This is a genomic window from Paenibacillus urinalis (assembly GCF_028747985.1).
Classification (GTDB): Bacteria; Bacillota; Bacilli; order Paenibacillales; family Paenibacillaceae; genus Paenibacillus; species Paenibacillus urinalis.
On sequence record NZ_CP118108.1, the window covers coordinates 1,309,477 to 1,336,133 of the forward strand.

The following is a 26,657-nucleotide window of genomic DNA, read 5'->3' on the forward strand; positions in this document are numbered from 1 at the left end:
GAACCCTTAACCACTTCTTATGATCGTATAAGGAGTGGTTTTTTGCTATTCAATAGATTAGATAATCACACATACGATGTCATGGAAAGATAGATTGTATCCATCGCAAATCTTTATACTTTCTTTATACTTATCGGGTCCATTTATTTATATCTGCATTCTATACTTAGCTCATCAACTTCAAAAAGGGTGATTCGAAAATGTCGGAAACGATTCTGAAGGCAACTCATATATCCAAAATGTACGGCAAGCATAAAGCGCTCGATAAAGTATCCCTTGAGATTAAGCGAGGCATGATCTACGGCTTGATCGGAGAGAACGGCGCAGGCAAATCGACCTTTATGCGTGCGATGATGGGACTGATTACCGTCGACGAGGGTAGTATCCAGCTGTTTGGCGAGACCGGGGCGAAGGGACTGCAGCAAGTAAGGAGAAGAATGGGGCAGTCGATTGAGCATCCGGCGCTGTATCCCGATTTGACCGCTCGTGAGAATTTGCGGGTACAGGCAGCAAACGGCGGTGTAAGCGAACGGGAGATTGAGGATCTGCTTCGCTTGATGAATCTGAACAACACAGGCAGGAAGAAGGCCAAAAATTTCTCGCTGGGCATGCGGCAGCGTTTGACGATTGCCACGGCACTGATTACTCACCCTGAATTTTTAATTCTGGATGAGCCGACCAACGGTCTGGATCCTTCAGGTATTGTAGAAATGCGAGAGATTATTAGACGGATGGTGACTGAGCGTGGGATAACCGTATTGCTCTCAAGCCACTTGCTGGATGAGCTATCGCAGATCGCCACTCACTACGGTATTTTGCATGAAGGGAAGCTGATCAGGGAGTTCTCGCAAGAGGAGCTGGCTAACGAAACTCGGCAATATATTGAACTGGAGACAACAGAGGCAGAGGCAGCGATTGTAGTGCTGGATGGACTCGGAATCAGAGATTACGAAGTTATTAACGGAGCAGAGATTCACATCTATGACAAGGTAAGTGAGGTTGCGGCAATCAACCGTGCCTTAGTCTTTGCTGAGGTGAATGTACTGCGTATTGGTGCCAGCAGGCAGAGGCTGGAGGATTATTTTTTACAGTTAACAGGAGGTGGCGCAGATGTTTAATCTCTTGTCAGCGGAACGAATCAAAATATATCGCAGCAGCAAGCTATGGATCGTGCTTGCCATTATGTTCCTATTGCCGGTCTGCCAAGCGGCTCTAAGCAAGATGGATATAATAAGCAATGGAGAGAAGCTGGTACAAAAGATTGATACGGTAGTTAACGGAGCAACAGGGGTTCTCATGATGGAGAAGAATGGACTTGCCGTTCTGCTCGTGATAAGCGCATTTATCAGCTTCTATATTGGAGAAGAGTTCCAGAACGGAACGATTCGAAATGCGTTGTCCTTGGGGCGCAGCCGTACCCATTTCTATCTGTCCAAGCTGCTCATATCCGTACTGCTTACACTGATGGGTTCGATCCTGCTCGTTCTGATGGGGATGATCAGCTATTCAATTCTGTTTGGCTTCGGAGAGGTTGCCGGCGTTCAGAGCTACATCAGCTATGCACTCCAAACCTTCGGCACTTTATATTTATTAATTGTATCAAACGTTTCAATCTATGTGATGATTAGCTTTCTGACCAAGAACAGCGGTACTTCGCTCGTTTGGAGCTTTTTGTATACGATCGGAACCGGCTTTGGCGCAGGTATCTTCCAGCAGACCGAGCATTTCAAGCACGTCACCTTCTGGTTCTCTGAATCCTTCCTGTTCTATTCGGATTTTGCGAGCTCGGCGGATATTGCTAGATTTCCAGAGATGGCCGTGGTCAGTCTCATCACAATCGTGTTATCATCAGCTATAGGAATCTTTCTATTTGGACGAACAGACATAAAGTAGGAGAAGTAGAGATGGTAAATGTGTTAATCATTGAAGATGATGCAGCTATTCATTCTCTGATTAAGGAGACTCTGGAGCAGAGGGGCTTTCACACGCTGAGTGCTTATTCAGGCACGGAAGGGAAGCTTCTGTTTGAGCAAAATGAGGTGGATGTCATTCTTCTGGATCTGATGCTTCCAGGGATCAATGGTGAGCAGTTTCTGCAAGAGATCCGAAGCAGTTCAGCCGTTCCTGTCATTGTCATCTCAGCGAGAAACGATCAGCAATCCAAGCTGGAGCTGTTGACCAGCGGAGCAGATGATTATATCGTGAAGCCGTTTGACGTGAAGGAGCTGCTCGCGCGCATGGATATTCAGCTGCGACATGCCTCCACAACGAAGGCTGCCGCTCCTCATGATACAGAGATTCGTTATCACAATATTACGGTAAATACAGAAACGCGTGAAGTGAAGCTGAACGACCAGACGCTTCATCTAACCGGACGAGAGTACGCGATCCTTCTGCTATTGCTGGAGCATCCGCACAAAGTGTTCAGCCGTGCAAATATTTATGAGAGTGTCTGGAATGAACCTTTTATGGATAGTGAGAAAACGATCAATACACATATCAGTAATTTGCGAAATAAACTTCATTCGGATGACACAAGCTATATCAAAACCGTATGGGGTATCGGCTTCAAATTTGATTAACGGAAAGGGGCGCTGGCAAGGGATGTGGGGATGGGTATTTGTCTTCCTGGCTATGGCGCTCCTACTGTATATCATCTTCCTTAAGAGGCAGCTCCGTAAGCTCAAGCATGCGATGAAAGACATTCCGGACCGGGCAGGCTTCGGCAGCAGACTGTCTCTTGATTTTCGTGACAAGGCACTGATCGAGCTGGTCGATGAATGGAATCAAATGATTGATGCTTACGAGCATAAAAATCGGCATGTCCGGCAAATGGAGGAGAACGTTAAGCTGTCCATTGCCGGGCTCTCTCATGATTTGCGAACACCGCTCACTTCGATTAAGGGCTATGTTCAGCTTCTAAGTGAGACACAAGATGAGTCCAAGCGGATTCATTATCTTGGCATTGTGGAAGGTTCTGTAAGCCGATTACTGGAGATGACCGATCACTTTTATGACTTGGCGCGCGTGGAAACCAATCAGAAGGAGATGGAGCTTACATCACTCTCCCTTTCCAGCCTGGTCGAAGAGATCTTCTTAACTTACTATGAGCAGCTGGAGAAGCAGAATATTGAGCTTACTTTTCCTGAGTCGCATAGCCGTGTGGAGATTATTGCCGACGCCTACATGCTGATACGGGTTATACAAAATGTGGTTCAGAACATCCTGCGTTATGCCAAGAGCACAGCGGTCATAGGCTATGAGCTGGAAGATGGGTTCCTCCTCATGACCGTCAAGAATGATATCAAGCCGAACAGCAAGGTTGCTGTAGAAAAAGTGTTTATGCGCTTCTATACCGAGGTCACAAGCCGAACCAATACGGAAGCCAGCGGACTGGGGCTGTATCTCTCCAAAAAGCTGATAGAAAAAATGAACGGTAAGATGGATGCAGCGCTGGAGAATCAGTGGTTCATTCTTAGAATCTATCTGCCGGTCAATCAGATTCAATCCGAATACCCATTGAATTAATTTAGATCAAGCAAATGCATAAGTGTGGTGAGGCTAATGGGGGTAACCGTTAAAGAAATATTGCAATTGCCCTCCTTCCGAGGGGCGAAGGTGCTGACCGGTCACAGTAATGTGGAACGGACCGTTTCCTCCTTGTCTGTACTGGAGGTGTCGAATGCCGACTTCTCCTCACAGATCGTAAATTCCGTTCAGAAGGAATGGTATGCAGAGGAGCTCGTAATTAGCTCCTTATTTTCAATTAAAGACAGTATTGAAAAACAGTGTGAAACGATTCAGTATCTGCATGACCTTGGAGAGGTCGGATTAATCCTATATTATGTCGGCATTGTTATTCCGGAGATATCGGTTGAACTGTTGAAGTTCGCAGAATCCCGTAATTTCATGATTATCTGTATGCCGGAGAACGATTATACATTGCGGTATAACGAAGTCATCTATGAAGTGATGGAAGCGGTTGTACTAAGCCAGCAGACGATCAACGATAATTTTGTGAATGAGTCGCTAGAGAAGGTCTCACTGCTGCCTGAGCATTCCCGCAGTGTAGAAATGACGCTGAAGCTGTTATCCGACCGGCTGAAGGCCAACCTGGTACTGACGAGCAGTAGTTTGGATATGATCAACCGGGTCATGTGGCCCCGTAACTCAACCCTTGACGTCTCGCGAATGATTCGGGAATACGCACCTCAGCTGACCCATGGCAGAATGAAGGCAGAAGAAGTGGAATCTGCCGGCTATATTGAGCATCGAAGTGTTCATCAGAAGAACGGCGAGACACTGTTTCTTTTTGTGATCAAGGAAAATGCCAAATTACCGCCCAAGACGATAGACAAAATTGGTGAGGTCGTGCAGGTGGCGATCAATTTGTGGGGGGACAAGCATAACGAGGTCAGCGAATACGCGCTCGTCAAAGCGATCATTAATGATGAGAGCGAGAAGATGCGCAGACTGGCGCATCAGCTGCATATTGATGTCTCTGCTATTCAAATGATGTGGCTCGTATCGGTACAGGATTTATCGGAGGAAAAAAAGATCCGCGAGGAGCTTGAGGAATATCTCGCCCAATATTATAAGACGGCTGTGATCCAGACGATGGAGCATGGTATTGTCGTTCTCCTTGGAAATTGCTCATATAAATACAATGAATACGAAATTGCAGCGGAATATATGGAGGCAGCACGTTATTCCTCTTCGATCTCCAAGATCATCTACGCACCAAGAATGAAGAACACGACCGATGTGCGCCGGATGTATCAGCTCGTGAATCAGGTCGGCAAGAAGGTACACCTGATCTACAATCATCGCAAGCTGTATACGGCTGCGGAGATCCGCTCGATGAAGCGGGCGATTGACCTCAGCGTGCAGGGAGAAGAGGTAATCGAGGAGTGGCTGTCCGTCATTGCTCCTGTACTGGAGGATTCCGAATCGATCAGAACACTGACGACTTATCTGCTGGATGCGAAGGGGAATCTTGATGACTGTGCCAAGCTGCTCTATGTGCATAAGAATACGGTGAAGTATCGAATCAAGAAGATCAGTGAGCACATCGGGTACGATATTACGATGAACTCTGAATTTTATGATGTGTATCTTGCATGCATGATCTATCGGTTAATCAACAGCTGAACTTCAATCCAATGAATCCGGGTTTTTGTCGAATTAGACAAAAATTCGGATTTTTCTTTTTCTTTCTGAAAAAGACGGCGCATCCCTTCTTCTAATACAATGAGAAAAATCAATTTGAACAAAGAACGGAGGGGGAAGCGATGAAGAACGAAAAAGCAAATCAGTCCTGGTTCACGCTTGGCATCGTGTGGGCGGGTGCCATGATCAGCATTCCGGGACTTCTCGTCGGCAACACCCTGATTACAGGGATGAGCATGTCAAAGACTCTACTGGTGACTCTGGTGGGATATTCAATTATCGTCGCCATTATGATTCTGCAGGGCATTCAGAGCACGGATTTAGGTAAATCAACGGTTCAGGTGGCAAGCCAGGTATTTGGCAAAAGGGGTTCACGAACCGTTCTCTCCATTCTTCTCACCATTGCCTGTCTCGGCTGGTTTGGTATTCAGGCTAATGTGTGTGGGGCAGCACTTGCTAATCTGCTGTCGGAATTTGATGTGAATATGCCGGTTCCTGTCGCCTCCTTGATCAGCGGCCTCGTGATGGTCGTATCCGCGATGTATGGAATTAAGGTGCTGCGTGTACTAAGCTATATTGCTGTTCCTCTACTGGTCGTGTTGTGCGTATATGGCCTCATTGAAGCACTGAATGGGGATACAATGCAGCTGATTGCCGATTACAGACCTGAGCAAAATATGGGCTTTATGGATGGACTGGCTGTAACGATCGGCTCCTTCGCCCTCGGGGCGGTAATTGCAGGGGATTATTCACAGTTCTCGAAGAAGCGTTCTGACGTATGGAAAGCAGCGATCTTCGGCATCATTCCGGCGGGTCTGCTCATGATCGGTGTAGGAGCTGTATTGACGCTGGCTTATCAGACCAATGATGTCACGGCGGTATTTCTCAGCATCGCTACTCCGTTTATCGGCGGAGTTGTCCTAATTCTGGCTGCCTGGAAGACCAATATGGTCAATGCCATTTCCGGCGGATTTGCACTAACCAATGTCTTTAATGTTTCGAAAGAAAAAGAAAAGTGGGCGGTTGGACTGGCCGGATTGATTGGAACACTGCTCGCGGTTATCGGCATCCTGGATTATTTTACGCCTGTCATGTCGGTCTTGTCCGCGATGGTACCGCCTGTAGCCGGGGTGATGATTGCTTCCTACTGGGTGATGAACCGAGGGGATAAGAACAGCTGGAAGGAGACCGAGGGAGTCAATCTCCTCGGCGTATACTCCTGGCTCATTGGCTCGGTAATTGCCTGTATTCCGGTCCTGTTGTCACTCTTCCCGAGCTTGCCGCAGGTATCTAATCAGCCGCTGATCGGCATCGTGATTTCATTTGTTATCTATGTCATTGGATATCGTCTAACCGCTTCAAAGTCTGTCGTACTGGAGGATTAATAAAATGAGATATTTAGATAAAGCTGCGATTGAACATATTGCGATTGGCGCTGCGTTTCTTGGAACGGGCGGCGGGGGTGACCCTTATATCGGCAAACTTATGGCCATATCAGCGATTGAGAAGAATGGACCTGTTCAACTGGTTACGGTTGATGAAATAGAGGATGAAGACTTCTTTATTCCTACGGCAATGATGGGAGCGCCATCGGTCTCGTCCGAAAAGTTCCCCAATGGAGAGGAATTCGTTAAAGTCTTTCAGAAGCTCTCCCAGTACCTGGGCAAGGACAAGATTGCTGGTACTTATCCGATGGAAGCAGGCGGCGTGAACTCGATGATTCCGATTGTCGTTGCAGCCCAGCTGGGATTGCCCCTGGTCGATTGTGACGGAATGGGCAGAGCCTTCCCCGAGCTGCAGATGGTGACCTTCAACCTGGACGGAATATCAGCAACGCCAATGGCGATTACGGATGAGAAGGGAAACATCGGTATTTTTGAAACGATCAACAACCGCTGGACCGAGCGTCTTGCGCGGACGGCCACAGTCGAGATGGGGGCAAGCTCACTCGTGAGCCTCTATCCTACGACGGGCTTGCAGATGAAGCAGAGCGGGGTTCACCATATCGTGACGCTCTCTGAGAAGATTGGACAGATTATAGCTTCTAATCACAAGGATGCCAAGGACAAGCTCAGCGAGCTGCTGGCCCTTGTATCGGGATATGAGCTCTTCCAGGGTAAGATTGTTGACGTCATTCGGGAAACCAAGGGAGGCTTCAACCTCGGACGAATAAATCTGGAGGGCATTGAAGCGCATAAAGGCGGAATGATGAAGGTGCATTTCCAGAATGAGAATCTCATTGCTGAGAAGGATGATGAGGTCATCGCGATGACACCGGATCTTCTGTGCCTGGTGGACTATGAGACGCTGTCTCCGGTAACCACAGAAAGCCTGAAATACGGGAAGCGTGTGCGGGTTATTGGACTTCCTTGCGATCATAAATGGAGAACGAAGAAGGGGATCGAAACAGCAGGACCAAGATACTTTGGCTATGACTACGATTATGTCCCAATTGAGGAACTAGTGAACAAGGCGGTGAAGGACCATGTATAGAATCGGAATTGATGTGGGTGGAACGAATACGGATGCCATTTTGCTGGATGAGCATAATCAGCTTCTTCATGCGGTGAAATCTCCGACAAGCCTCGATATCGGATCAGGGATCGAAGCATCACTCAGAAGCCTGCTTGCAGAGGCGGGGATCGACAAGACCCAAATTACACATGCAATGCTGGGTACGACGCAGTGTACCAATGCGATTGTAGAGCGCAAGAAATTGGCCAAGGTTGGTGTCATCCGCTTGGGTTATCCAGCGACTGCCTCCGTTCCTCCTTATACGGCCTGGCCGCAGGATATGATGGAGGTGTTGTCTGGCCGTTATGCCCTCGTTCAAGGCGGTTATGAATATGACGGTCAGGTGCTAGGCGAGATTAACGAAGCAGAGATTACCGCCATTCTTAAGGAATGGCAGGATCAAGTCGAAGCAATTGCAGTCATTGGCGTATTTTCTTCCATCAAGAATGATCAGGAACTGCAGGTGCGGGACCTCATTCACAAGGCTTATGGCGAAGGCTTCCCGGTATCCTGCTCCTCCTTAATCGGCTCAGTAGGACTCATTGAGCGTGAGAATGCAACGATTCTGAACGCTGCCTTGTGTAAGGTTATTAAGACGACCACAGAAGGGTTTGTCCATGCTCTGGCGGAGGAGGGGATTACTGCTGCACAAGTGTTCTTGTGTCAGAATGACGGCACCCTCATGTCTATTGACTATGCGAAGCAGTTCCCTATTCTTACGATTGCCTGCGGACCGACGAACAGCATAAGAGGCGCTTCTTATTTGGCGCAGATTAAGGACACGATGGTGCTGGATGTAGGAGGTACAACTTCGGATATTGGAGTATTGCAGGATGGGTTTCCAAGAGAATCTTCTGTAGCGGTAGAGGTTGGTGATATTCGGACGAACTTCCGGATGCCGGACATCATCTCTGTAGGACTCGGCGGCGGGAGCATTGTTCGTGTGAATGAGAGCGGTAAGATTACGGTGGGACCGGACAGTGTCGGTTACCGAATCGGTGAAGAGGCGCTTGTCTTTGGCGGCAAGACGCTGACGACGACAGATATTGCAGTCCGGCTGGGGCTGGCCGACGTTGGTGATCCATCGCTTGTCGCTCACCTGGAAGAAGATTTTGCAAGATCCGTTCAGGCGGAAATCTCTCTGATCCTCGAGCAGGCAATTGATAAGATGAAGACCTCCTCTGACGATGTGAGGCTTGTGCTTGTCGGCGGAGGTAGTATTATTGTGCCGGACAGCATCCGCGGTGTAGCGAGTATGATCAAGGTGCCGAATGGCGGTGTTGCCAATGCGATTGGAGCATCGATTGCCCAGATCAGCGGGCAGTATGAACAGATCTATATTTACTCCAGAGAGCCGCGCGAATTCTCGCTTCAGGATGCCCGGGAGAAAGCGGTGAACCAAGCGGTGCTCGCAGGAGCTGCAGCGGACACGATTGAATTGGTCGAAGTGGAAGAAACGCCGCTGGCTTATCACCCGGAGAATGCAACCAGGCTCCGAGTGAAGGTCGTAGGTCAGATGAGATAAAATGAAGGATGAGAGGTTTTTATGTGAAAGTGTAATACTTTCCATAGAAGCCTCTTTTTTATGTAAATATATGCATAAGGAAGTGAGCGTGAGATTTCGATAAATAGAATGGATTCAATACGCTCTCATCGCCGGCATTGGTTATAAATGAATCTATACGGCATTACGTTGGAAGAATTGGTGCTGTTTATATCGTGCCTGGTGATCCGGACCTATTTGCTGTACCGTAAAAATGTCGTTGTCGCTACCATCCCTTATCATCTTAGAAATAGAGTGCAGATTGGAGTTCTTCATGTATTGGACAGGAATTGTTCGAGATAATCCTATATACTAGAAGGGTATGGTCACTTGAGACCCCATTCACATTTATTTATAGAAAGAAGGATCGATCAATGGAGCAGCAGCGTGTATTTGGAGATTTTCACTCCATTTTAGATGAAGGTAAAGTGTGGAAGATTGGAGGATTCGCTCTTCCGGACGGAACGTTCTGGGAGTACAGGGAGCCGGATGCGGTGGTCATCGTACGGAACGGAATATTATATGTACGGGCGCCGCTGAGCCGGCAGCATGACCAAGTTCAGATTCTCGATAATGCGAAGCATATGTATTATTCCGCGGAGGAAGTCGAAGTGCCGGAATCCGGTGAAGTGACCTTCGAGCTGCAGATTCGTGCGCGTACAAGAGGAACCGTTCCCGGAGATTTTTATGATGGCTATGTATCCCTGAATTTACTGGATTTCAGTACCGGAGCCGCGCTCGACTTCTTTGCTAACAATGAGCAGTTCTGCAGTGTGTATGCCATTCTGCCGTTCCCTGGCGTGAAGGTTCCTGAATCGGACAAGACCCGTTACTTCAGCATTTTCAAAGAAGATGACGCTCACTTTAAGCCTCAGGAGTTCAACACGTATACCATTACGTACAACCGTGCTAATGATGAAGCTGTATTCCTCGTCAATGGCCACGAGGTACGCCGTGAAACCGGCATTCCGATCAAAATGAACAAATTTACGATTGCGCTCGGCATTATGACGGAGAAGGACTTGTCTCCGGAAGGCAGCGTATCTGTGCATGGACAGACGGTCATCGCTGAGTATTCACCAGTGACCGTAACGATTAAGGAATAAACAGCGTGAGTTCCATATCGTAACCTCTTTAACAGCCTTTGTTCCTTTGGAACGAAAGGCTGTTTTATTTTTAACGGGCATGACAAGGAGAAATATAATGTTTGAATTATACCCCTATAGGGTATATTATAAATGCATCAAAGACTTTAGACGAGGTGAACGAAATATGAAAAAACAATGGGCACTAATCGGAATGACAGCTATGCTCATCATGAGCGGATGTGGGAATGCTGGCGACAGCAATTCAAACGATGCTGCAGACACAGCGGCGCACGAGGATCATTCGGCCATGAATCATTCTTCGTCAGGAGAGGTTCCTGAAGGTTTGAAGGAAGCGGCAAATCCGAAATATAAGGTCGGAGACACGGCGCAGATGACTACAGACCACATGTCAGGCATGAAGGGAGCAGAAGCTAAGATTACCGGAGCCTATGATACGACCGTTTATACGGTTTCATATACACCTGTTACCGGTGGGGAGGAAGTAACGGATCATAAGTGGGTCATCCATGAAGAAATCCAGGATGCGGGCAGCGAACCGTTTGCACCAGGCAGCGAGGTCGTGCTGCTCGCCGATCATATGGAAGGGATGAAAGGAGCAGAGGCCACGATCGATTCGGCCAAGCCCACAACCGTATATATGGTTGATTTCACTCCAACGACGGGCGGCGAGCCTGTGTCAAACCATAAATGGGTGACGGAAGAAGAGCTGGCAGCACTGTAAATTACCGTTTTAACGAGGATACGACAAATGCTTGCGATGCAGGACTTAGTCCTGAACCGCAGGCATTTTTGTTAGCAGCTCATAAAGTCTTCATATGCCTTAAAATAATGGATAATTGTCAGCGATATATGCAGCATCCTAATATCCTCTACTGTATAGCTTCACAGTTATGCGGGGAATCCTATAAAGGATAAATTTATCTAATGAAGGAGGCATGAAGCAATATGGATACACGTGAACCGGCACTGCCAGAAGCGATGAAAAATCAGTTGAATGATCAGCTGCATCTACTGATGGATGGCATCCATCGTGTACTTGGCACGATAGAGGAGAATCAGTGCTGTATTCTGAATCAATTCGAGCAGATGAATCAGCAGTTCCGGGCTATTCATACCATTGCTGCCTCTTACTACTTACGAACTTATCTTGAGCCGTTTACAGATCATTATACGACGCTGGCAACGACCGTACAGCATTTATCAGAGCGAAGACATGGAGCGCTCATTGCTATTCGAAGAAAGGACGAGATCAAACCGTTTGTCCATTCTGGCATTCCGATCAATGCGATTCTTTCCTTTTCACTGATGGAGTCGATATTTTACCCGGGAAATCCATTGCATGACGGCGGGGTTGTCGTTGATAAGAATGTCATTCGATCCGCGGGCAATATTTATCCTACCGCACAGTTTTATGAAGGCGAGGAGATGCTGGGCACACGGCACCGCGCGGCCATTGGACTAACCGAACGTACAGACTGTCTTGTACTGGTCGTCTCCGAGGAGACGGGACGTGTATCCTTTGCTATTCAGGGCAAGCTGTATCCGGTTCAGCCGAGCGGCTTGCTGTAGCAAGTGGGGAGCAGCGGATGAATGCTGTGCGATCGATGGTATCATAAAGAGCCTTGACAGCCCATCAGTTTAGTTATAAACTAATAATCATAGAAGCAGCATAACAAAACCTCTTGCTTTACGAGAATTTATCTTAATTTTAAAATATTTTAATTAGATCATTTTCATTAAGCTTCATTTTATCAGTAATGATTTTGATCACGGCTTATCCTATTTAACTAAGGAGATGAAATTATGAATCATTTAAAAGGAATCCATCACGTAACGGCAATCACCAGCAATGCGGAGAAGAACTATGAGTTCTTCACCTATGTTCTCGGCATGCGTCTCGTTAAGAAGACGGTTAACCAGGACGATATTCAGACCTATCATTTGTTCTTCGCAGATGACAAGGGGAGTGCGGGAACGGATATGACCTTCTTCGATTTCCCCGGCATTCCGCAAGGCAAGCATGGTAATGATGAAATTTACAAGACTTCATTCCGGGTGCCGAGCGATGCGGCTATTGATTATTGGGTCAAGAGATTTGACCGCCTTGGTGTCAAGCATACCGGGGTAAAAGAACAATTCGGCAAGAAGACATTGTCCTTTGTTGATTTTGATGATCAGCAGTACCAGCTGATCTCGGATGAGCATAACAAAGGAGTGGCTTCGGGGACACCTTGGCAGAATGGACCCATCCCACTGGAATATGCCATTACAGGCCTGGGACCCATCTATATACGTCATGCTCAGTTCGATTACATTAAAGAATTAATGGAGCGGGTACTCTTATTCAAGGAAATTGCTGCTGAAGGCTCGCTTCATTTGTTCGAGGTGGGTGAAGGAGGCAATGGAGCACAGGTTGTCGTTGAACATAATACGATGCTTCCGCCTGCACGCCAAGGGTACGGAACCGTTCATCATGCTGCATTCCGCGTAGAAGACCGTGCCGTGCTAGAAGAATGGATTGAGCGGATGTCGAGCTTCGGATTTACAACCTCAGGCTATGTAGATCGGCATTTCTTCGAATCATTATATGCGAGAGTCACGCCGCAGCTTCTATTTGAATTTGCAACGGACGGCCCTGGTTTCATGGGAGATGAGCCTTACGAGACTTTGGGAGAGAAGCTGTCCTTGCCACCATTCCTTGAGCCGCATCGTGAACAGATTGAGCAGGATGTACGTCCGATTAATACGATGCGAAGCGATCGAGTAATTGACAAGGAATATGAATAACGATCGTTAACGGATACTAGCTATAGAATAATGATGCCTATAGATGCCTCTTTCCTTTATCAAAAGGAAGGAGGCTTTCTTCTAGTTTATATTCACTAATAATTGTCCCCTAAGGGTTCGTTGGCACAGCATGTACATATTTCCTATTTATTCGCATATATAACGAGTAGAGGAATCTTTGAGAGATAGGGGGCGGCCCTTAGTGGAATGGAGCGCAATATGGGAATTGATCGACCCGAGACTGTTCGGCGTCGTGGCGGCATGCTGGGTGGTAGGATATATTCTGAAGTCAACCCCATCCTTTCCGGATTGGACGATTGTGTATGTTGTTGTCGTCGTAGCCGTCGGTTTGAGTGTATGGATACTCGGTCTTTCGCCCGATTCAGTCATACAAGGCATTCTTGCAGGCGCATTTTCGGTATATGGACACCAGGTGGTGAAGCAGACAAGAAGTGCGAGGAGTGGCTCTGGTAAGAATGAGTAGTAAATAGCAGATGGCAAATGTCAGCGGCAAGCAGCAAACAAGGGATATGTAATCTTACTCCAGCTGGACATCAATAGAAAAAGCCGCAGTGATCTAGAATTACCTAGTTCACTGCGGCTTTGTGTTGTTTAATTTACTTCAAATCCTCAATGGAATCAATATCCATGTAAGCAGGTACGGTAAGACCTGTCTTGGCACCTTCAAGGTTGATGCCCAGATCATCAATTTGATCCTTGTATTTCTCCAGGTAAGTCGCGGAGGTAACCGGCAGCCAAGCAGCAAGGGATGCATCTACATCTCCGCTCGCCACACCCTGCCACATCGGTCCCATTTCAACTTGCAGAGAAGTGACATTGTAGCCGAGCTTCTCCGACAGGATGTATGCGACTAGGTTGGTACTCGCAATTTCAGAATCCCAGGCTACATAGCTGAGCTTAATGGAATCACCGCTGACCGGTGATAAACCGCTGATCCATTCCTCTACTTTATCTGGATGAGCTGCAGCCCATTCCGCTGCAGCCTCCTCAGCAGAAGCGCCATCCTGAATGGCAATCATGATTTCGCCCATATCCTCAGGAGTCCACTGGAACCGATCCAGGAACTCATAGGCGGTCGGATGGTCTTCTTGAAGTCCTTTACGCGCTACGGTATGAATTTCCTCCGCTTCACCGTAAGACTTCTTCGGATCTTCTAAGTATTTCAGATCATATTTATTAAACATCCAGTGAGGTGTCCAGCCGGTTACAATAATCGGCTGCTCATTCTGAATGGCTCTTTCCAGCATGGCGGTCATCGCTGAACCGGAGCCTTCGACCAGTGTCCAATCCGTCAGCTCATAATCCTCAATGGCCTTATTGGTAGATGCCATAATCCCGGCACCAGGGTCAATTCCGATAATTTCGTAGTTTACTTCTTCACCTACACCACCGCTGGCTGTTGTCCCGCCTGTAGTTGATCCGCCCACAAAGTATTGGGAGAATCCTGCAATCAGTACAATAGCTGCTGCAGCCGAACCGATCCAGATACGCTGCTTGGAAGTAAGACGGCTCTTCTTCTTTTGCCCTGGCTTGCCGACGAGGTTCTGTGTAAATCGGTCAAGCACAATGGCAAGAACGACGACAACAAGTCCAGCCTCAAAGCCCTTACCGATTTGAAGCTGTCCTACTGCACGGTATACTTCGGCACCAATCCCTTGCGCACCGATCATGGAAGCAATAACGACCATAGACAGTGACAGCATGATGGTTTGATTCACACCGCTCATCAGAGTAGGCATGGCAAGCGGGAGCTGTACCTTGAACAGCTTCTGGCTAGATGTAGATCCGAATGCATCTGCAGCCTCGACCAGTTCTTTTGATACCTGACGAATCCCAAGATGGGTCATCCGAATCGTAGGCGGTATAGAGAAGATAACAGAAGCAATAACACCCGGTACAACGCCTAGACTGAAGAAGGTTACTGCCGGAAGCAGGTATACAAAGGCAGGCATCGTCTGCATCAGGTCCAGAATCGGTGTGACGATACGCTCTATAGAGCGGCTGTATGCAGACAAAATTCCAAGCGGTACGCCGATTACAATCGATATAATACCTGAGGTCACAACAAGCCCGAGCGTATCCATGGACTGCGGCCAGTATCCCAAGTTATAGATAAGCAGGAAGCCCAGTACAGTAAACAGGGTGAGCTTCCATTTACCCAGCAAGTAAGCAAGGACCCCTATAATGATGATAAACAGAATAGGATGTGGGAGCATAAACAGCCCTGAGAAAAATCCAACGACACTTTCAATGACGGTTGAAATGAGACGGAAGAATCCGGCAATGGATACATTCAGCCAATCGACAATGGCATCAATCCACTCCGCAATAGGTAACTTAGGCATTTATAGATTCCTCCTTCGTTGCAGACACTTCTCCGCCGAGCGCTCCGAGGAGTGCGCCTCTTACAATCACGCCTTCCAATCTTCCGTTCTCATTAACGACGGCAAGGGGAACCTTCGCAGAGCTCGTAATTTCGAACAGTTCATTCATTAGCGTTTCCGGCGGTACTTGAGGTCCATCGGTGATCAGAATATCCTGAATGGTTTGTCCATCCTTCGATGCGCGGGAAGCATCCTCAGCTGTGATCACGCCAAGCAGCTTCTTCGAACGGTCAATAACGAATAGGTTGGATATCCCTCTTTCACGCATCAGCTCAAGAGCAACACGAGGTCCGCGGTCCAGCGTAATGGTTTCTGGTCTGCGCATGACATGAGCAGCAGTCAGAACCTTCGACAGATCCACATCCTCCACAAATCGTGCGACGAATGAGTTCGCCGGCTGAATCATGATTTCTTCCGGTGTTCCAATCTGTTCTACTGCACCGTCTTTCATCAGTGCAATGCGGTCTCCGATGCGGAGCGCTTCATCCAGATCATGTGTAATGAAGACAATGGTCTTCTTCATCCGATCCTGCAGCTCGAGCAGCTCGTCCTGCATATCACGGCGAATCAGAGGGTCAAGCGCACTGAAGGCTTCATCCATGAGCATGACTTCAGGATCGTTAGCCAGTGCTCTGGCGAGACCCACACGCTGCTGCATACCACCACTCAGCTCACTTGGTAGCTTGTCCTCCCAGCCTTTGAGACCGACAAGCGCCAAAGCTTCTTTTGCTTTTTCGGTACGAATGGATTTATCCACTTTTTGAATTTCAAGTCCATATTCTACGTTATCCAGCACCGTACGGTGCGGCAGAAGCGCAAAGCTCTGGAACACCATGCTGATCGTTTTTCTTCTCACTTCACGGAGCTGTTCTTTGTTCATCTTGCGAAGATCCTTGCCATGAACAAGAATTTCGCCGGAGGTGGGTTCAATCAAGCGATTTAGCATTCGCACCAGAGTAGACTTTCCGCTTCCGGACAAGCCCATAATCACAAAGATTTCTCCCTGCTTAATTTCCATATTGACTTGGTTCACACCAACCGTGATTCCTTTTTCTGTGGCCAGCCGTTTCTTGTCCCAGCCTTGACTGAGCAGCTTTGCGCCCTCGCTTGCGCCGGGACCAAACAGCTTGCTGACGTTTCTGACTTCCAGAATGGTCATAGGTACACTCCTTTATTTATAGCTTGGCAGAGCGGATGTACACTCTGTGAAGCTTGTATTCTGAACATAAGCCTTTGCCAGTGTAACAAATAAAATGTATAATTTCAAACGAACATTCAGAACGTAAAGTATGTACAGAAAAAACTGTACAAAGTTTAGAGTGCTGTCACATCAAGGTTTAACGTTATTTTTTGATGCCGATCTAGGGCTGTAGTTTCTTTACTTTTGATGATGCTTTTTCTAAAATAGATCATGTTATGTTTAGGTGCCTATATTTTGTCCTGAATGGATTCAGTTTATGTCGGTGTGAGATAAGACCTCTTATCTTGACTTTTTTTTAATACCTGACGATTTAGAATGGGAGGTTGCAAGCATGAGCTTGGACCAATTAAATGAACAGCAGCAAGACAAACTAATGAATATTCGCAAGCGCGTAATCCAAACCGTTGGTAAAAATATGGACTTGTATGGACTCAGCTCCTCTTCCGGACATTTATATGGACTGCTTTTTTTTGCCGATAAGCCGATGACGCTGGATGATATGGGACGAGAGATGGAAATGAGCAAGACCAGCATGAGTACAGGCGTACGTAATCTCCTTGATATGAAGATGGTCAATAAGGTATGGAGCAAGGGGTCCCGCAAAGATCAATATGAAGTTGAATACGACTGGCATCAGACGTTTACGGACTATTTTGCGATCAAATGGAGAAAGGCAGCGGAGAGTAATCTGCTCTCTTTCAAGAAAGCCATTGAAGAGATTGAGCGCATGCTGAGAGCGTATCAGGATGACGAGCCTCTGAAGGAGGTCCTCGTTCAGGATATGGAGAAGATGAAGGCGGCTGTGGCTTATTACAAGTGGCTGAATCGTCTCATTGATACGATGGAATCGGAAAAAATCTTTGAACTGGTCCCCAAGGAAGAAGATCTCGAGTAGCCCTATGCAGCACAGCATTTGTAGAGCCCTAAATGGGCTCTTTTTTATGGAATTATTTCCTTCAAACAACAGATTTCTAGGCCTAAAAAATATGTTTTGTTATGCTTGTCAGGCCAGTCTGCATAAATCGAACAAGTCCCTCATAGACATGTATCAATCAGTTGAAATCAGTGTTAAAGGGGATGATGTCATGCGCCGGATATCATGGGTTCTAGCCATGGTTCTGTGCTTTTCAGGTCTGCTTGCGGCTTGTGGACCAAAGGATGCAGATTCAGTAGTAAAGGATTTGAACGAAGTCGTGGGTGGTCTTGAGAGTTATCAGGGATCAGGTGTAATGACCCTCTATTCAGGAGAGACGCCTCAGGAGTACAAAGTTGAAGTATGGCACCAAAAGCCTTCGTATTACCGTATTGCGCTGACGAATGCCAAGAAGGACATCACTCAGATCGTCCTGCGTAATGATGATGGTGTATTTGTCCTCACTCCTAGTCTGAACAAGAGCTTCCGCTTCCAAAGCGACTGGCCGGATAACCAGGGTCAAGTGTATCTGTATGAAACACTGGTTCGCAGCATTATTGGAGACAACACACGTCAGTTTGTCGATGAGGAAGAGAGCTATGTTTTTGAAGTCGCTGCCAACTACAATACCCATTCCCTTGTGCGCCAAAAAATTTGGCTGAACAAAGCGGACTATGCTCCTAAGCAGGTATCTGTATCCGATGCCAATGCGAAGGTTGTAGTGGATGTGAAGTTTGACAACTTCGAGTTCGGTACGAAGTTCGAGAAAGAAGCCTTTGATATGCAGAAGAATATGTCCGTAAATACAGGTGAAGGCCAAGCACCTGCCGAAGGTACAATTACCGAGCCAAGCGGCAGCGAGAGTGGCGAAACCGTTCCGCAAGTGAATGAGGAGGTTACAACACCGGAAGACAATGCGGGGGAGACAGACCCAGGAACTGAATCAGGAACTCCAGAGGCGAATGCTCCGGGTGCTGAGGTGAACAACGAACAAGCTCCTGCGGATGATGCAGCAGAGTCACCTGAAGCTACAGATGAAACAACAGGTGCCATCGACATTCCTGAGCTTGGAGACTTCGGCGTAATTGAGCCTACCTATCTGCCGGAAGGTGTTGATTTCAAAGGCGAGCCGACCATTATGGAGACAGAGGACGATTACGCGGTTATGCTTCGATTCGAAGGAACATATAATTACACTATTATAGAAGCAAGACCTCAGGACCGTGCATCATCCTATGCGGTAACGAGTCCGGTCGATCTCGGATTCACAATCGGGATGATTACAACCGAGCTGCCGAGAACACTGACCTGGTTTGATGAGGGTATGGAATACAGAATTACAAGCGATGATCTGCCGGAATCCGAAATGGTAAAAATCGCTGCTTCAATGCAGGATCAAACGGGTAAATAATTATGCTGCTTCTGCGTAATTACTGAGAACCAAAACATCTATAGGTAATATAATAAATCAAGCCGTTATTTATGGAAGTCTTCCGTAAAATAACGGCTGTTCTCCTCTTTGTGGACGGAATTGACTGTTACTGGAAGATTGAGTCATGGAAATAATATAACGATGCGAAAATAACTCCAGTATTTTTATCTGCGGAAGTATTGGGTATGTTATGAGTATATCTTCTTTTTTTAAGGTTCCAAAATTAGAAACACCTGTATTTGACAGCGGTCCCCCTGTTTTATACGATAAGACTTATTGCTGTAGTGGATAATGTAAATCAGGGAAGGTGACTGCGGGTGCAAGGACAGTATCGCCCGACCCAAGCTGAAATCAACTTGGATCATTTAAGACATAATGTGGATTGTTTTCGTAAAGCATTGCCAGAAGGTGTGCTCTTCAGTGCATGTGTGAAGGCTAACGCCTATGGCCATGGAGCAGTGGAAATTGCAAAAGAGCTGGAACGGCTGGATGTGGACTATCTGAATGTTGCCTTTCTGGATGAAGCGCTTGAGCTGAGACAGGCAGGTGTTCGCTCTCCGATTCTGGTACTGGGATATACACCGCCGGAAGGTATTGAGGTTGCTTACAAGCATCAAATTACGGTTACAGTGTTTAGTGAAGAGGTGCTGCAGAGTATTGAAGCTCTCGAACCTTTCGCAATGGATGATCATCAGGACATCTCTTTGAAAGTCCATCTTAAGATTGATAGTGGAATGGGACGACTAGGTGTCATCACAGCGAAAGATGCTGAGCATTATGCTCAGCGATTGAAACGATTGTCTTATGTCATGCTTGAAGGGGTATATACCCATTTTGCCAAGGCAGACGAAGAGGATAAAGCCTATACACTTATACAGTACCAACGATTTATGGATGTGGTGAGTGCACTGCGAAATCAGGGCTACAGCATCCCGATCATACATACGGGAAATAGTGCAGCTGCGATTGATACACCGACGCTGAGTCTGGATATGGTTCGGGTGGGCATCAGCCTGTACGGACTATATCCGTCAGCCGAGGTTGATCATGATGCGGTTCACTTGCTCCCAGTGCTGACACTTACGACAAAGATAGTATACGTAAAAGAGGTTCCTGAACATTGGGGTATAAGTTATGGAACAAGATACTACTCGTCAAAGGACGAGAAGATTGGAACCTTGCCTATCGGCTATGCAGACGGTTTCTCACGAATGCTCGGCGGTAAGGTTGAAGTATTAGTACGCGGACGCCGCGTTCCAGTCGTTGGTACGATCTGCATGGATCAGTGTATGGTGTCATTACAATCGTTAAATGAAGAACAGGAAGATATCAAAGCAGGTGAAGAGGTTGTTATCATCGGTCAGCAGATGGGCAGTACCATTAGTGCCGACGAACTGGCCTCCAAGCTGGGTACCATTAACTATGAAGTGATCTGTATGCTGGCGAATCGTATTCCGCGTGTGTACATGAGGTCCGGTCAAGTCATATCTCGAGTAAACTCTCTCTTATCCTAAAATTTTCCGGAAATTTTTCGCTTTTGAAAAGAGGATTTTCGTCTAATGTCCGCGAAAAGTGTAGTTATTCGCAAAATGGATGATGTACGTATGATATCATACCGTTTATAATGAGTAATGCATAGTTGATATACGCGGGGCATATATATCCTCTTGTATAAATTTCCTTAAATAACGTTATACTGTTTCACAGTGGCGTAAGGTTTTGTGTGGGGGTGGAAGAGAACTTGACCAATGTACAGAACACCAAACGGATTATGATTAGTTTGCCGGATCATCTCTTACAGGAAGTAGATGGTATTGTAGCAATGGAGAATTCGAACCGCAGTGAATTCATCAGGCAAGCCATGAAGCTGTACTTAAACGAACGGAAGAAGCGTTATATCCGGGAGTCAATGCAGCGAGGCTACATGGAAATGGCCAAGATTAATTTGACCATGGCTTCTGAAGCTTTTCACGCGGAGGATGATGCAGACAGCACTCTGGGCCGCTTAGTGAGCGGGGTGTAAACATTGATCGTTAAACGCGGCGACGTTTTTTTTGCGGATCTTTCACCCGTTGTCGGTTCCGAGCAAGGGGGAGTCAGACCGGTGCTTGTGATCCAGAATGATATTGGCAACCGTTTCAGTCCTACTTGTATCGTTGCGGCCATCACGGCTCAGATTCAGAAGGCGAAGCTGCCGACCCACGTGGAAATTGATGCAGAACTGCACGGTTTTGATCGGGATTCTGTTGTGTTGCTCGAACAGATTAGAACGATTGACAAACAGCGTCTGACTGACAAGATTACGCATTTAGATGATGATACGATGAAGCTTGTGGGTGAAGCTCTACAGATCAGTCTGGGATTAATTGATTTCTAATTGCTGTTCGAGTAAAGAGAGTGCATGGTCTTATATAGGCCGTGCACTCTCTTTTTTAGGTTATAATAACGGGATTGGTACTTTTTTTGGCTGAAACCGCTAACAAGAGACGAAGATAATTCATTGCATTCCGCTCTAGAGAAATCTATACTGATGAGAGAAAAAAATAAAAAGATGTCTCATGTTGTTGAAAGCGCTGTTATTTATCTTGCGAGTGATCGCGGATAAGCTGGAAACAGAGGAGACCATGGAGGGAAATATGGGGATTTTCTATACCGAGGAAAAGCGATTATTTCATCTGCAAACCGTAGAAGCAAGTTATGTATTTCAAGTCATGCCTACAGGACATTTGACCCATCTGTATTATGGAAAAAAACTAAGACACGGTGACTTAAGCTGGCTTCAGGTGCGTCAGGAGCGCTCCTCCTTCAGCCCAAATCCAGTGCCTGAGGACCGGACGATATCTTTTGATACACTGCCGCAGGAATATCCGGTATATGGTACGAGTGACTTTAGAAATCCGGCACTTCAATTGAAACAAGAAAACGGTTCCACAGTAACCGAGTTCTTATATACAGGCCACAGCATTGTGCGCGGAAAGCCGCAGCTAGAAGGTCTTCCGCAGACTTATATAGAGCAAGAGGATGAAGCAGATACGCTCATTATTCAGCTGGAGGATGCGGTTGCTGGAATCAAGCTTGAGCTTAGCTATACTGCTTATAATCATTATAATGCGATTACCCGATCTGCCCGGATTACCAATACAGGAGCTGCGACCAGTGAAATTTTGCGTGCACTGAGCTCAAGCGTTGATTTTCCTCATGCGGATTATGAGTGGCTTCAATTATCAGGTGCTTGGGTCAGGGAGCGGGAAATGATCCGCAAGCCGCTGACAGTGGGCACACAAAGTGTCGAAAGCCGCCGCGGATCGAGTTCACATCAGCAGAATCCATTTGCAGCGCTTCTTACGCCTGGGGCAACGGAAGTATCCGGTGAAGTGTTTGGCTTCAGCCTTGTGTATAGTGGAAGCTTCGTAGCAGCTGCAGAAGTGGATCAGTTCAAGACGACGAGATTGTCCCTTGGTATCAATCCATTTGAGTTCGGGTGGCAGCTCACACCAGGAGAATCGTTCCAAACACCAGAAGTCGTTATGGTATATTCCGATCAGGGTCTTGGCGGCATGTCACGCAGCTACCATGCCTTGTATCGGGAGAGATTGGCCCGTGGGAAATTCAGAGATCAGCAGCGTCCAATTCTGGTCAACAACTGGGAAGCGACGTATTTCAACTTCAATGCGGACAAGATCGAGAGTATTGCAGCAGCCGGCAAAGAGCTGGGCATTGAACTATTTGTTCTTGATGACGGCTGGTTCGGTCATCGTGACAGCGATAACTCTTCGCTGGGAGACTGGGTTGTCGACAAGAAGAAGCTGCCAGATGGACTTGATAATCTAGTGAAACGTGTGACGGATACCGGAATGCAGTTTGGTCTGTGGTTCGAGCCGGAGATGATCTCACCGGACAGCGAATTGTATAAGGCACATCCGGACTGGTGTCTGCATGTTCCGGACAGACGCCGGACAGAGGGCAGACAGCAGCTCGTGCTCGATATGTCACGCAAGGATGTACAGGATGAAATCGTTCGTATGATTACAGACATTTTATCAAGTGCACCAATTACTTATGTGAAGTGGGATATGAACCGGAATATGACCGAGATTGGTTCTGCACAGCTGCCTGCGGAGAGACAGAAGGAGACGGCACATCGTTATATGCTGGGTCTGTATGATGTGATGGAACGCATCACCTCTCAATTCCCTGACATTCTGTTTGAGAGCTGCTCCGGCGGCGGCGGGCGTTTCGATCCAGGGATGCTGTACTACATGCCTCAGACCTGGACGAGCGACAATACGGATGCGGTGTCTCGCCTTCGCATTCAATATGGTACAAGCCTTGTTTATCCGGTCAGTGCGATGGCTTCACACATCTCGGCAGTACCTAACCACCAGGTAGAACGTACAACTTCCCTTGAGACTCGCGGTAATGTCGCAATGTCCGGGAATTTTGGTTATGAGCTGGATCTGACCAAGTTCACAGATGAGGAGAAGTCCGTTGTAGCTGCGCAGGTTGAACTCTATAAGGAAATCCGTGAGCTTGTGCAATTCGGTGTATTCTACCGGCTCTTAAGTCCGTTTGAAGGCAATGAAACCGCTTGGATGTTCGTATCACCAGACGGCGTGGATGTCGCTGTTTTCTACTTCCGTGTTCTTGCAGAGCCTAATGCTCCGCTCGCCCGTCTCAAGCTGACCGGTTTGGATCCAGATCGTGACTATGCCCTCGTTAATGGAGATGGTGTATACAGTGGAGACGCGCTGATGTATGCAGGTATTTCGGTGGGAAGCAAGAAGGGTGACTTCCACAGCGAGCTTCATCGGTTCAAGAGAGTGTAAAACTTAATATTAAGTCAGACCGTTTTGGCCCTCACTGAAGTGGCCGAAACGGTCTTTTTTTGTATTGAAAAGGGGTGGAAAGCAGGTCAGATGTGGAAATTAAGGTCAAGTTCTGTGATAATAAAGTATCATCATTCTTTAACGGATGATAAAATAATCATTTTAAACCGAAAAATATAGAGAATGAAGCGGTGCACAAACCGACTTCTACTAACCACAGGATTTATACAAAATCCTTAACCTAAAAAATATGTGCAGTTTACAAATAAAAATTGGACGGTGCGATATTTTTTGGAGGATGCATCAGCATTAACGGAGCGCTGCGGAGCAGGTGAGAATGGACTGGAGAAGCGAATGCGTTCGCCTTTGTTCTTAGAGTTGAACCTTGTCAGGTCTTATTAAATCGTATAACTCTAAGAACAACAGCGATTGGAAGACCATACTCACAGGCGCAGCATTAAGCTTCGTAGTTTGCTCTAGCGCCTCCAATTCAAGATCGCCCCAGGTAATCCTACAGGAAAGAGGGATTTTTTTGACGGAACCAACGACGATGGAAGTAAATGAAGAACAAGTAAGGCAAGAGCGTGAAGAGCGAATTGTGAAGCAGGTAGCGAAGGAGCTATCGCTTACAATCAAGCAGGTTAGAACGACGGTCGGACTCCTGAACGAAGGGAATACGATTCCCTTCATCGCGCGTTACCGTAAGGAAATGACCGGTGAACTGGATGAGAACGTATTGCGTCTTATTGAAGAGCGTACCCTTTATTTGCGCAACCTGGAGGACCGCAAGGTAGAAGTTATCCGGATTATTGATGAGCAGGGTAAGCTTACGCCAGAACTTACAGCAGCCATTACTGAAGCGGTGAAGCTTCAAGAAGTAGAGGATCTGTACCGGCCTTATCGTCAAAAAAGAAAAACTCGTGCCAGCGTTGCCAAGGAGAGAGGTCTTGAGCCCTTGTCCGAATGGATCTGGAATCAGCCTAAGAACGGAAATGTGCTTGATGAGGCAGCGGGCTATGTGAATGAGGAGCTGGGCGTAGAGAGTGCAGAAGCTGCACTGGCAGGAGCCCTGGATATTCTCGCGGAAAATATTGCAGACGATGCAGAGATCCGCAAATGGGTTCGCCGTTATACGCTGGACCATGGAGTGCTCACTTCCGAGGCGAAGGATGCCGAAGTGGAATCCGTGTATGAGAACTATTACAGCTACCGCGAGCTTGCTAAAAAAATGCCGCCACACCGTATCCTTGCGATCAATCGGGGAGAGCGGGAGAATATTCTCAAGATCGGGCTCGATGTGAATGCAGAACCGGTCCATAACTATATTGGACGCCAGATTTTGAAGCCTTCTTCGGTTGTAGAGGAACAAATGAAATTCGTTATTGAGGATGCCTACAAGCGTCTGATTGCGCCTTCTATTGAGCGGGAGGTTAGAGCCGAGCTTACCGAAAAAGGGGAGAACCAGGCGATCTCGATCTTCTCTGGTAACCTGCGCAGTCTGCTTCTGCAGCCGCCGATCAAGGGTAAGCGTGTGCTGGGAGTCGATCCTGCATACCGTACAGGCTGTAAGCTGGCAGTTGTGGATGATACGGGTAAATTGCTGGAGGTGGCAGTTACTTACCCCACACCGCCTAACAATAAGAAGCAGGCAGCAAAAGAGAAATTTAACGAGCTGATCCACAAGTATGAGATTGAGCTGATTGTGATTGGTAACGGAACGGCTTCGCGCGAGACGGAACAGTTCGTGGCCGAGGTCATTCAAGAGCTTGAAGCCAAATCACTCGCATATCTGATCGTTAACGAGGCAGGTGCCAGTGTGTATTCTGCTTCCAAGCTGGCTCAAGAGGAATTCCCTGACCTGGATGTAGCAGAGCGGAGTGCTGCCTCAATTGCCCGCCGTGTACAGGATCCGCTTGCAGAGCTCGTCAAGATCGATCCCAAAGCCATCGGAGTAGGGCAGTATCAGCATGACGTCTCTCAGAAGCATTTGGAGGACAGCTTGAAGGCTGTTGTTGAATCCGCGGTTAACCATGTAGGCGTAGATGTGAATACGGCATCTCCTTCCTTGCTGTCGTATGTGGCAGGCGTCAATGCAACGATTGCCAAGAACATTGTGAAGTATCGTGAGGAGAACGGCAAATTCACTTCACGCAAGGAGCTGCAGAAAGTGCCGCGCCTAGGAGCGAAGACCTTCGAGCAATGTGCAGGCTTCATGCGTATCTCTGAAGGAGTGAATCCGCTGGACCGCACTGCAATCCACCCGGAATCCTATACGGTTGTGGATCGGCTCTTCCAAGAGCTGAAGGTGGATCTGGACAAGCTCGGCAGCCAAGAGCTTGCGCAGATCCTCGATGAGCAGCGGATCGAAGAGCTGGCAGGCAAGTTAGAGGTAGGTGTGCCTACACTGCGTGATATCATAGATAGTCTACAGCGTCCGGGCCGTGATCCGCGGGACGAGCTGCCACTGCCAATCTTCCGTACGGATGTGCTTAAGATTGAAGATCTGGAAGCGGGAATGGAGCTGCAGGGAACGGTTCGGAACGTCATCGACTTCGGTGCTTTTGTGGATATTGGAATTAAGAGCGATGGGCTTGTCCACATTTCACAGATGAGTGAAGGCTTTGTGAAGCACCCGATGGACGTCGTTTCTGTAGGGGATAATGTGACGGTGTGGGTACTTAGTGTCGAGCTGAAGAAAGGCCGAGTTGCCCTGACAATGAAGAACCCGAATAAAGCTTAAACGACCATTTCGATATAA

Annotated in this window: 22 protein-coding genes; 20 read left to right on the forward strand and 2 right to left on the reverse strand. The window is 47.4% G+C overall.

What is annotated here, in order from left to right:
* Window positions 1–200: 200 nt before the first annotated feature.
* The 13 genes from PUW25_RS05805 (at window position 201) to PUW25_RS05865 (ending at window position 13,606) form a co-directional block, all read left to right on the forward strand.
* Window positions 201–1,118: an ATP-binding cassette domain-containing protein gene (locus tag PUW25_RS05805; RefSeq protein WP_274338554.1), complete on the forward strand. Its 918-nt coding sequence runs from the start codon at window positions 201–203 to the stop codon at window positions 1,116–1,118.
* Complete coding sequence (locus PUW25_RS05810; RefSeq protein ID WP_205053881.1) at window positions 1,111–1,893, forward strand: ABC transporter permease; 783 nt, start codon at window positions 1,111–1,113, stop codon at window positions 1,891–1,893. Before PUW25_RS05805 ends, PUW25_RS05810 begins: the two co-directional genes overlap by 8 nt.
* Window positions 1,894–1,904: 11 nt before the next feature.
* Window positions 1,905–2,582, forward strand: coding sequence for a response regulator transcription factor (locus PUW25_RS05815; protein WP_205053880.1), 678 nt, complete (start codon window positions 1,905–1,907; stop codon window positions 2,580–2,582).
* A complete protein-coding gene (locus PUW25_RS05820; protein ID WP_274338555.1) occupies window positions 2,575–3,528 on the forward strand; it encodes a sensor histidine kinase in 954 nt (317 codons plus the stop codon). Before PUW25_RS05815 ends, PUW25_RS05820 begins: the two co-directional genes overlap by 8 nt.
* Before the next feature lie 36 nt (window positions 3,529–3,564).
* Window positions 3,565–5,151: a PucR family transcriptional regulator gene (locus PUW25_RS05825; RefSeq protein WP_047912154.1), complete on the forward strand. Its 1,587-nt coding sequence runs from the start codon at window positions 3,565–3,567 to the stop codon at window positions 5,149–5,151.
* 140 nt (window positions 5,152–5,291) lie between these two features.
* On the forward strand, window positions 5,292–6,554 hold the full coding sequence (locus PUW25_RS05830; RefSeq protein ID WP_047912153.1) for a cytosine permease: 1,263 nt from the start codon (window positions 5,292–5,294) through the stop codon (window positions 6,552–6,554).
* A gap of 4 nt (window positions 6,555–6,558) precedes the next feature.
* Window positions 6,559–7,662 (forward strand): S-methyl thiohydantoin desulfurase family protein, encoded by a 1,104-nt coding sequence (locus tag PUW25_RS05835; RefSeq protein WP_047912152.1) that lies wholly within the window; start codon window positions 6,559–6,561, stop codon window positions 7,660–7,662.
* Window positions 7,655–9,208 carry a hydantoinase/oxoprolinase N-terminal domain-containing protein gene (locus PUW25_RS05840; RefSeq protein ID WP_047912151.1) on the forward strand — a complete coding sequence of 518 codons (1,554 nt, stop codon included), beginning with the start codon at window positions 7,655–7,657 and terminating at the stop codon, window positions 9,206–9,208. Before PUW25_RS05835 ends, PUW25_RS05840 begins: the two co-directional genes overlap by 8 nt.
* Window positions 9,209–9,600: 392 nt before the next feature.
* Window positions 9,601–10,332 carry a DUF6081 family protein gene (locus PUW25_RS05845; protein ID WP_047912150.1) on the forward strand — a complete coding sequence of 244 codons (732 nt, stop codon included), beginning with the start codon at window positions 9,601–9,603 and terminating at the stop codon, window positions 10,330–10,332.
* A gap of 166 nt (window positions 10,333–10,498) precedes the next feature.
* Window positions 10,499–11,056, forward strand: coding sequence for a YdhK family protein (locus PUW25_RS05850; protein WP_047912306.1), 558 nt, complete (start codon window positions 10,499–10,501; stop codon window positions 11,054–11,056).
* A gap of 224 nt (window positions 11,057–11,280) precedes the next feature.
* Complete coding sequence (gene cdaS / locus PUW25_RS05855) at window positions 11,281–11,904, forward strand: sporulation-specific diadenylate cyclase CdaS (protein ID WP_052511990.1); 624 nt, start codon at window positions 11,281–11,283, stop codon at window positions 11,902–11,904.
* 234 nt (window positions 11,905–12,138) lie between these two features.
* Window positions 12,139–13,122 carry a ring-cleaving dioxygenase gene (locus tag PUW25_RS05860; RefSeq protein ID WP_047912149.1) on the forward strand — a complete coding sequence of 328 codons (984 nt, stop codon included), beginning with the start codon at window positions 12,139–12,141 and terminating at the stop codon, window positions 13,120–13,122.
* Window positions 13,123–13,324: 202 nt separating this feature from the next.
* Window positions 13,325–13,606, forward strand: coding sequence for a phage holin family protein (locus PUW25_RS05865; protein WP_047912148.1), 282 nt, complete (start codon window positions 13,325–13,327; stop codon window positions 13,604–13,606).
* Window positions 13,607–13,739: 133 nt separating this feature from the next.
* Here the strand turns inward: PUW25_RS05865 and PUW25_RS05870 are convergent, their stop codons facing one another.
* Window positions 13,740–15,488: a glycine betaine ABC transporter substrate-binding protein gene (locus tag PUW25_RS05870; RefSeq protein ID WP_274336801.1), complete on the reverse strand. Its 1,749-nt coding sequence runs from the start codon at window positions 15,486–15,488 to the stop codon at window positions 13,740–13,742.
* Entirely contained in the window at window positions 15,481–16,686 is a 1,206-nt protein-coding gene (locus PUW25_RS05875; protein WP_047912147.1) for a quaternary amine ABC transporter ATP-binding protein, read from the reverse strand. The genes PUW25_RS05870 and PUW25_RS05875 overlap by 8 nt, the downstream gene beginning before the upstream one ends.
* A 373-nt stretch (window positions 16,687–17,059) precedes the next feature.
* Here PUW25_RS05875 and PUW25_RS05880 point away from each other — a divergent pair, with 373 nt between their 5' ends.
* The 7 genes from PUW25_RS05880 (at window position 17,060) to PUW25_RS05910 (ending at window position 26,639) form a co-directional block, all read left to right on the forward strand.
* On the forward strand, window positions 17,060–17,623 hold the full coding sequence (locus tag PUW25_RS05880) for a GbsR/MarR family transcriptional regulator (RefSeq protein WP_047912146.1): 564 nt from the start codon (window positions 17,060–17,062) through the stop codon (window positions 17,621–17,623).
* Window positions 17,624–17,813: 190 nt separating this feature from the next.
* Complete coding sequence (locus PUW25_RS05885) at window positions 17,814–19,052, forward strand: DUF4367 domain-containing protein (RefSeq protein ID WP_047912145.1); 1,239 nt, start codon at window positions 17,814–17,816, stop codon at window positions 19,050–19,052.
* Window positions 19,053–19,390: 338 nt separating this feature from the next.
* The gene (gene alr / locus PUW25_RS05890; RefSeq protein ID WP_047912144.1) at window positions 19,391–20,587 is read left to right on the forward strand and encodes an alanine racemase; all 1,197 of its coding nucleotides are present in this window, start codon (window positions 19,391–19,393) and stop codon (window positions 20,585–20,587) included.
* Between the two features lie 227 nt (window positions 20,588–20,814).
* A complete protein-coding gene (locus tag PUW25_RS05895) occupies window positions 20,815–21,096 on the forward strand; it encodes a CopG family ribbon-helix-helix protein (protein WP_047912143.1) in 282 nt (93 codons plus the stop codon).
* 3 nt (window positions 21,097–21,099) lie between these two features.
* On the forward strand, window positions 21,100–21,450 hold the full coding sequence (locus PUW25_RS05900) for a type II toxin-antitoxin system PemK/MazF family toxin (RefSeq protein WP_047912142.1): 351 nt from the start codon (window positions 21,100–21,102) through the stop codon (window positions 21,448–21,450).
* Between the two features lie 259 nt (window positions 21,451–21,709).
* Entirely contained in the window at window positions 21,710–23,899 is a 2,190-nt protein-coding gene (locus PUW25_RS05905) for an alpha-galactosidase (protein ID WP_047912304.1), read from the forward strand.
* A 550-nt stretch (window positions 23,900–24,449) separates the two neighbouring features.
* Window positions 24,450–26,639, forward strand: coding sequence for a Tex family protein (locus PUW25_RS05910; protein ID WP_047912303.1), 2,190 nt, complete (start codon window positions 24,450–24,452; stop codon window positions 26,637–26,639).
* Window positions 26,640–26,657 lie beyond the last annotated feature (18 nt).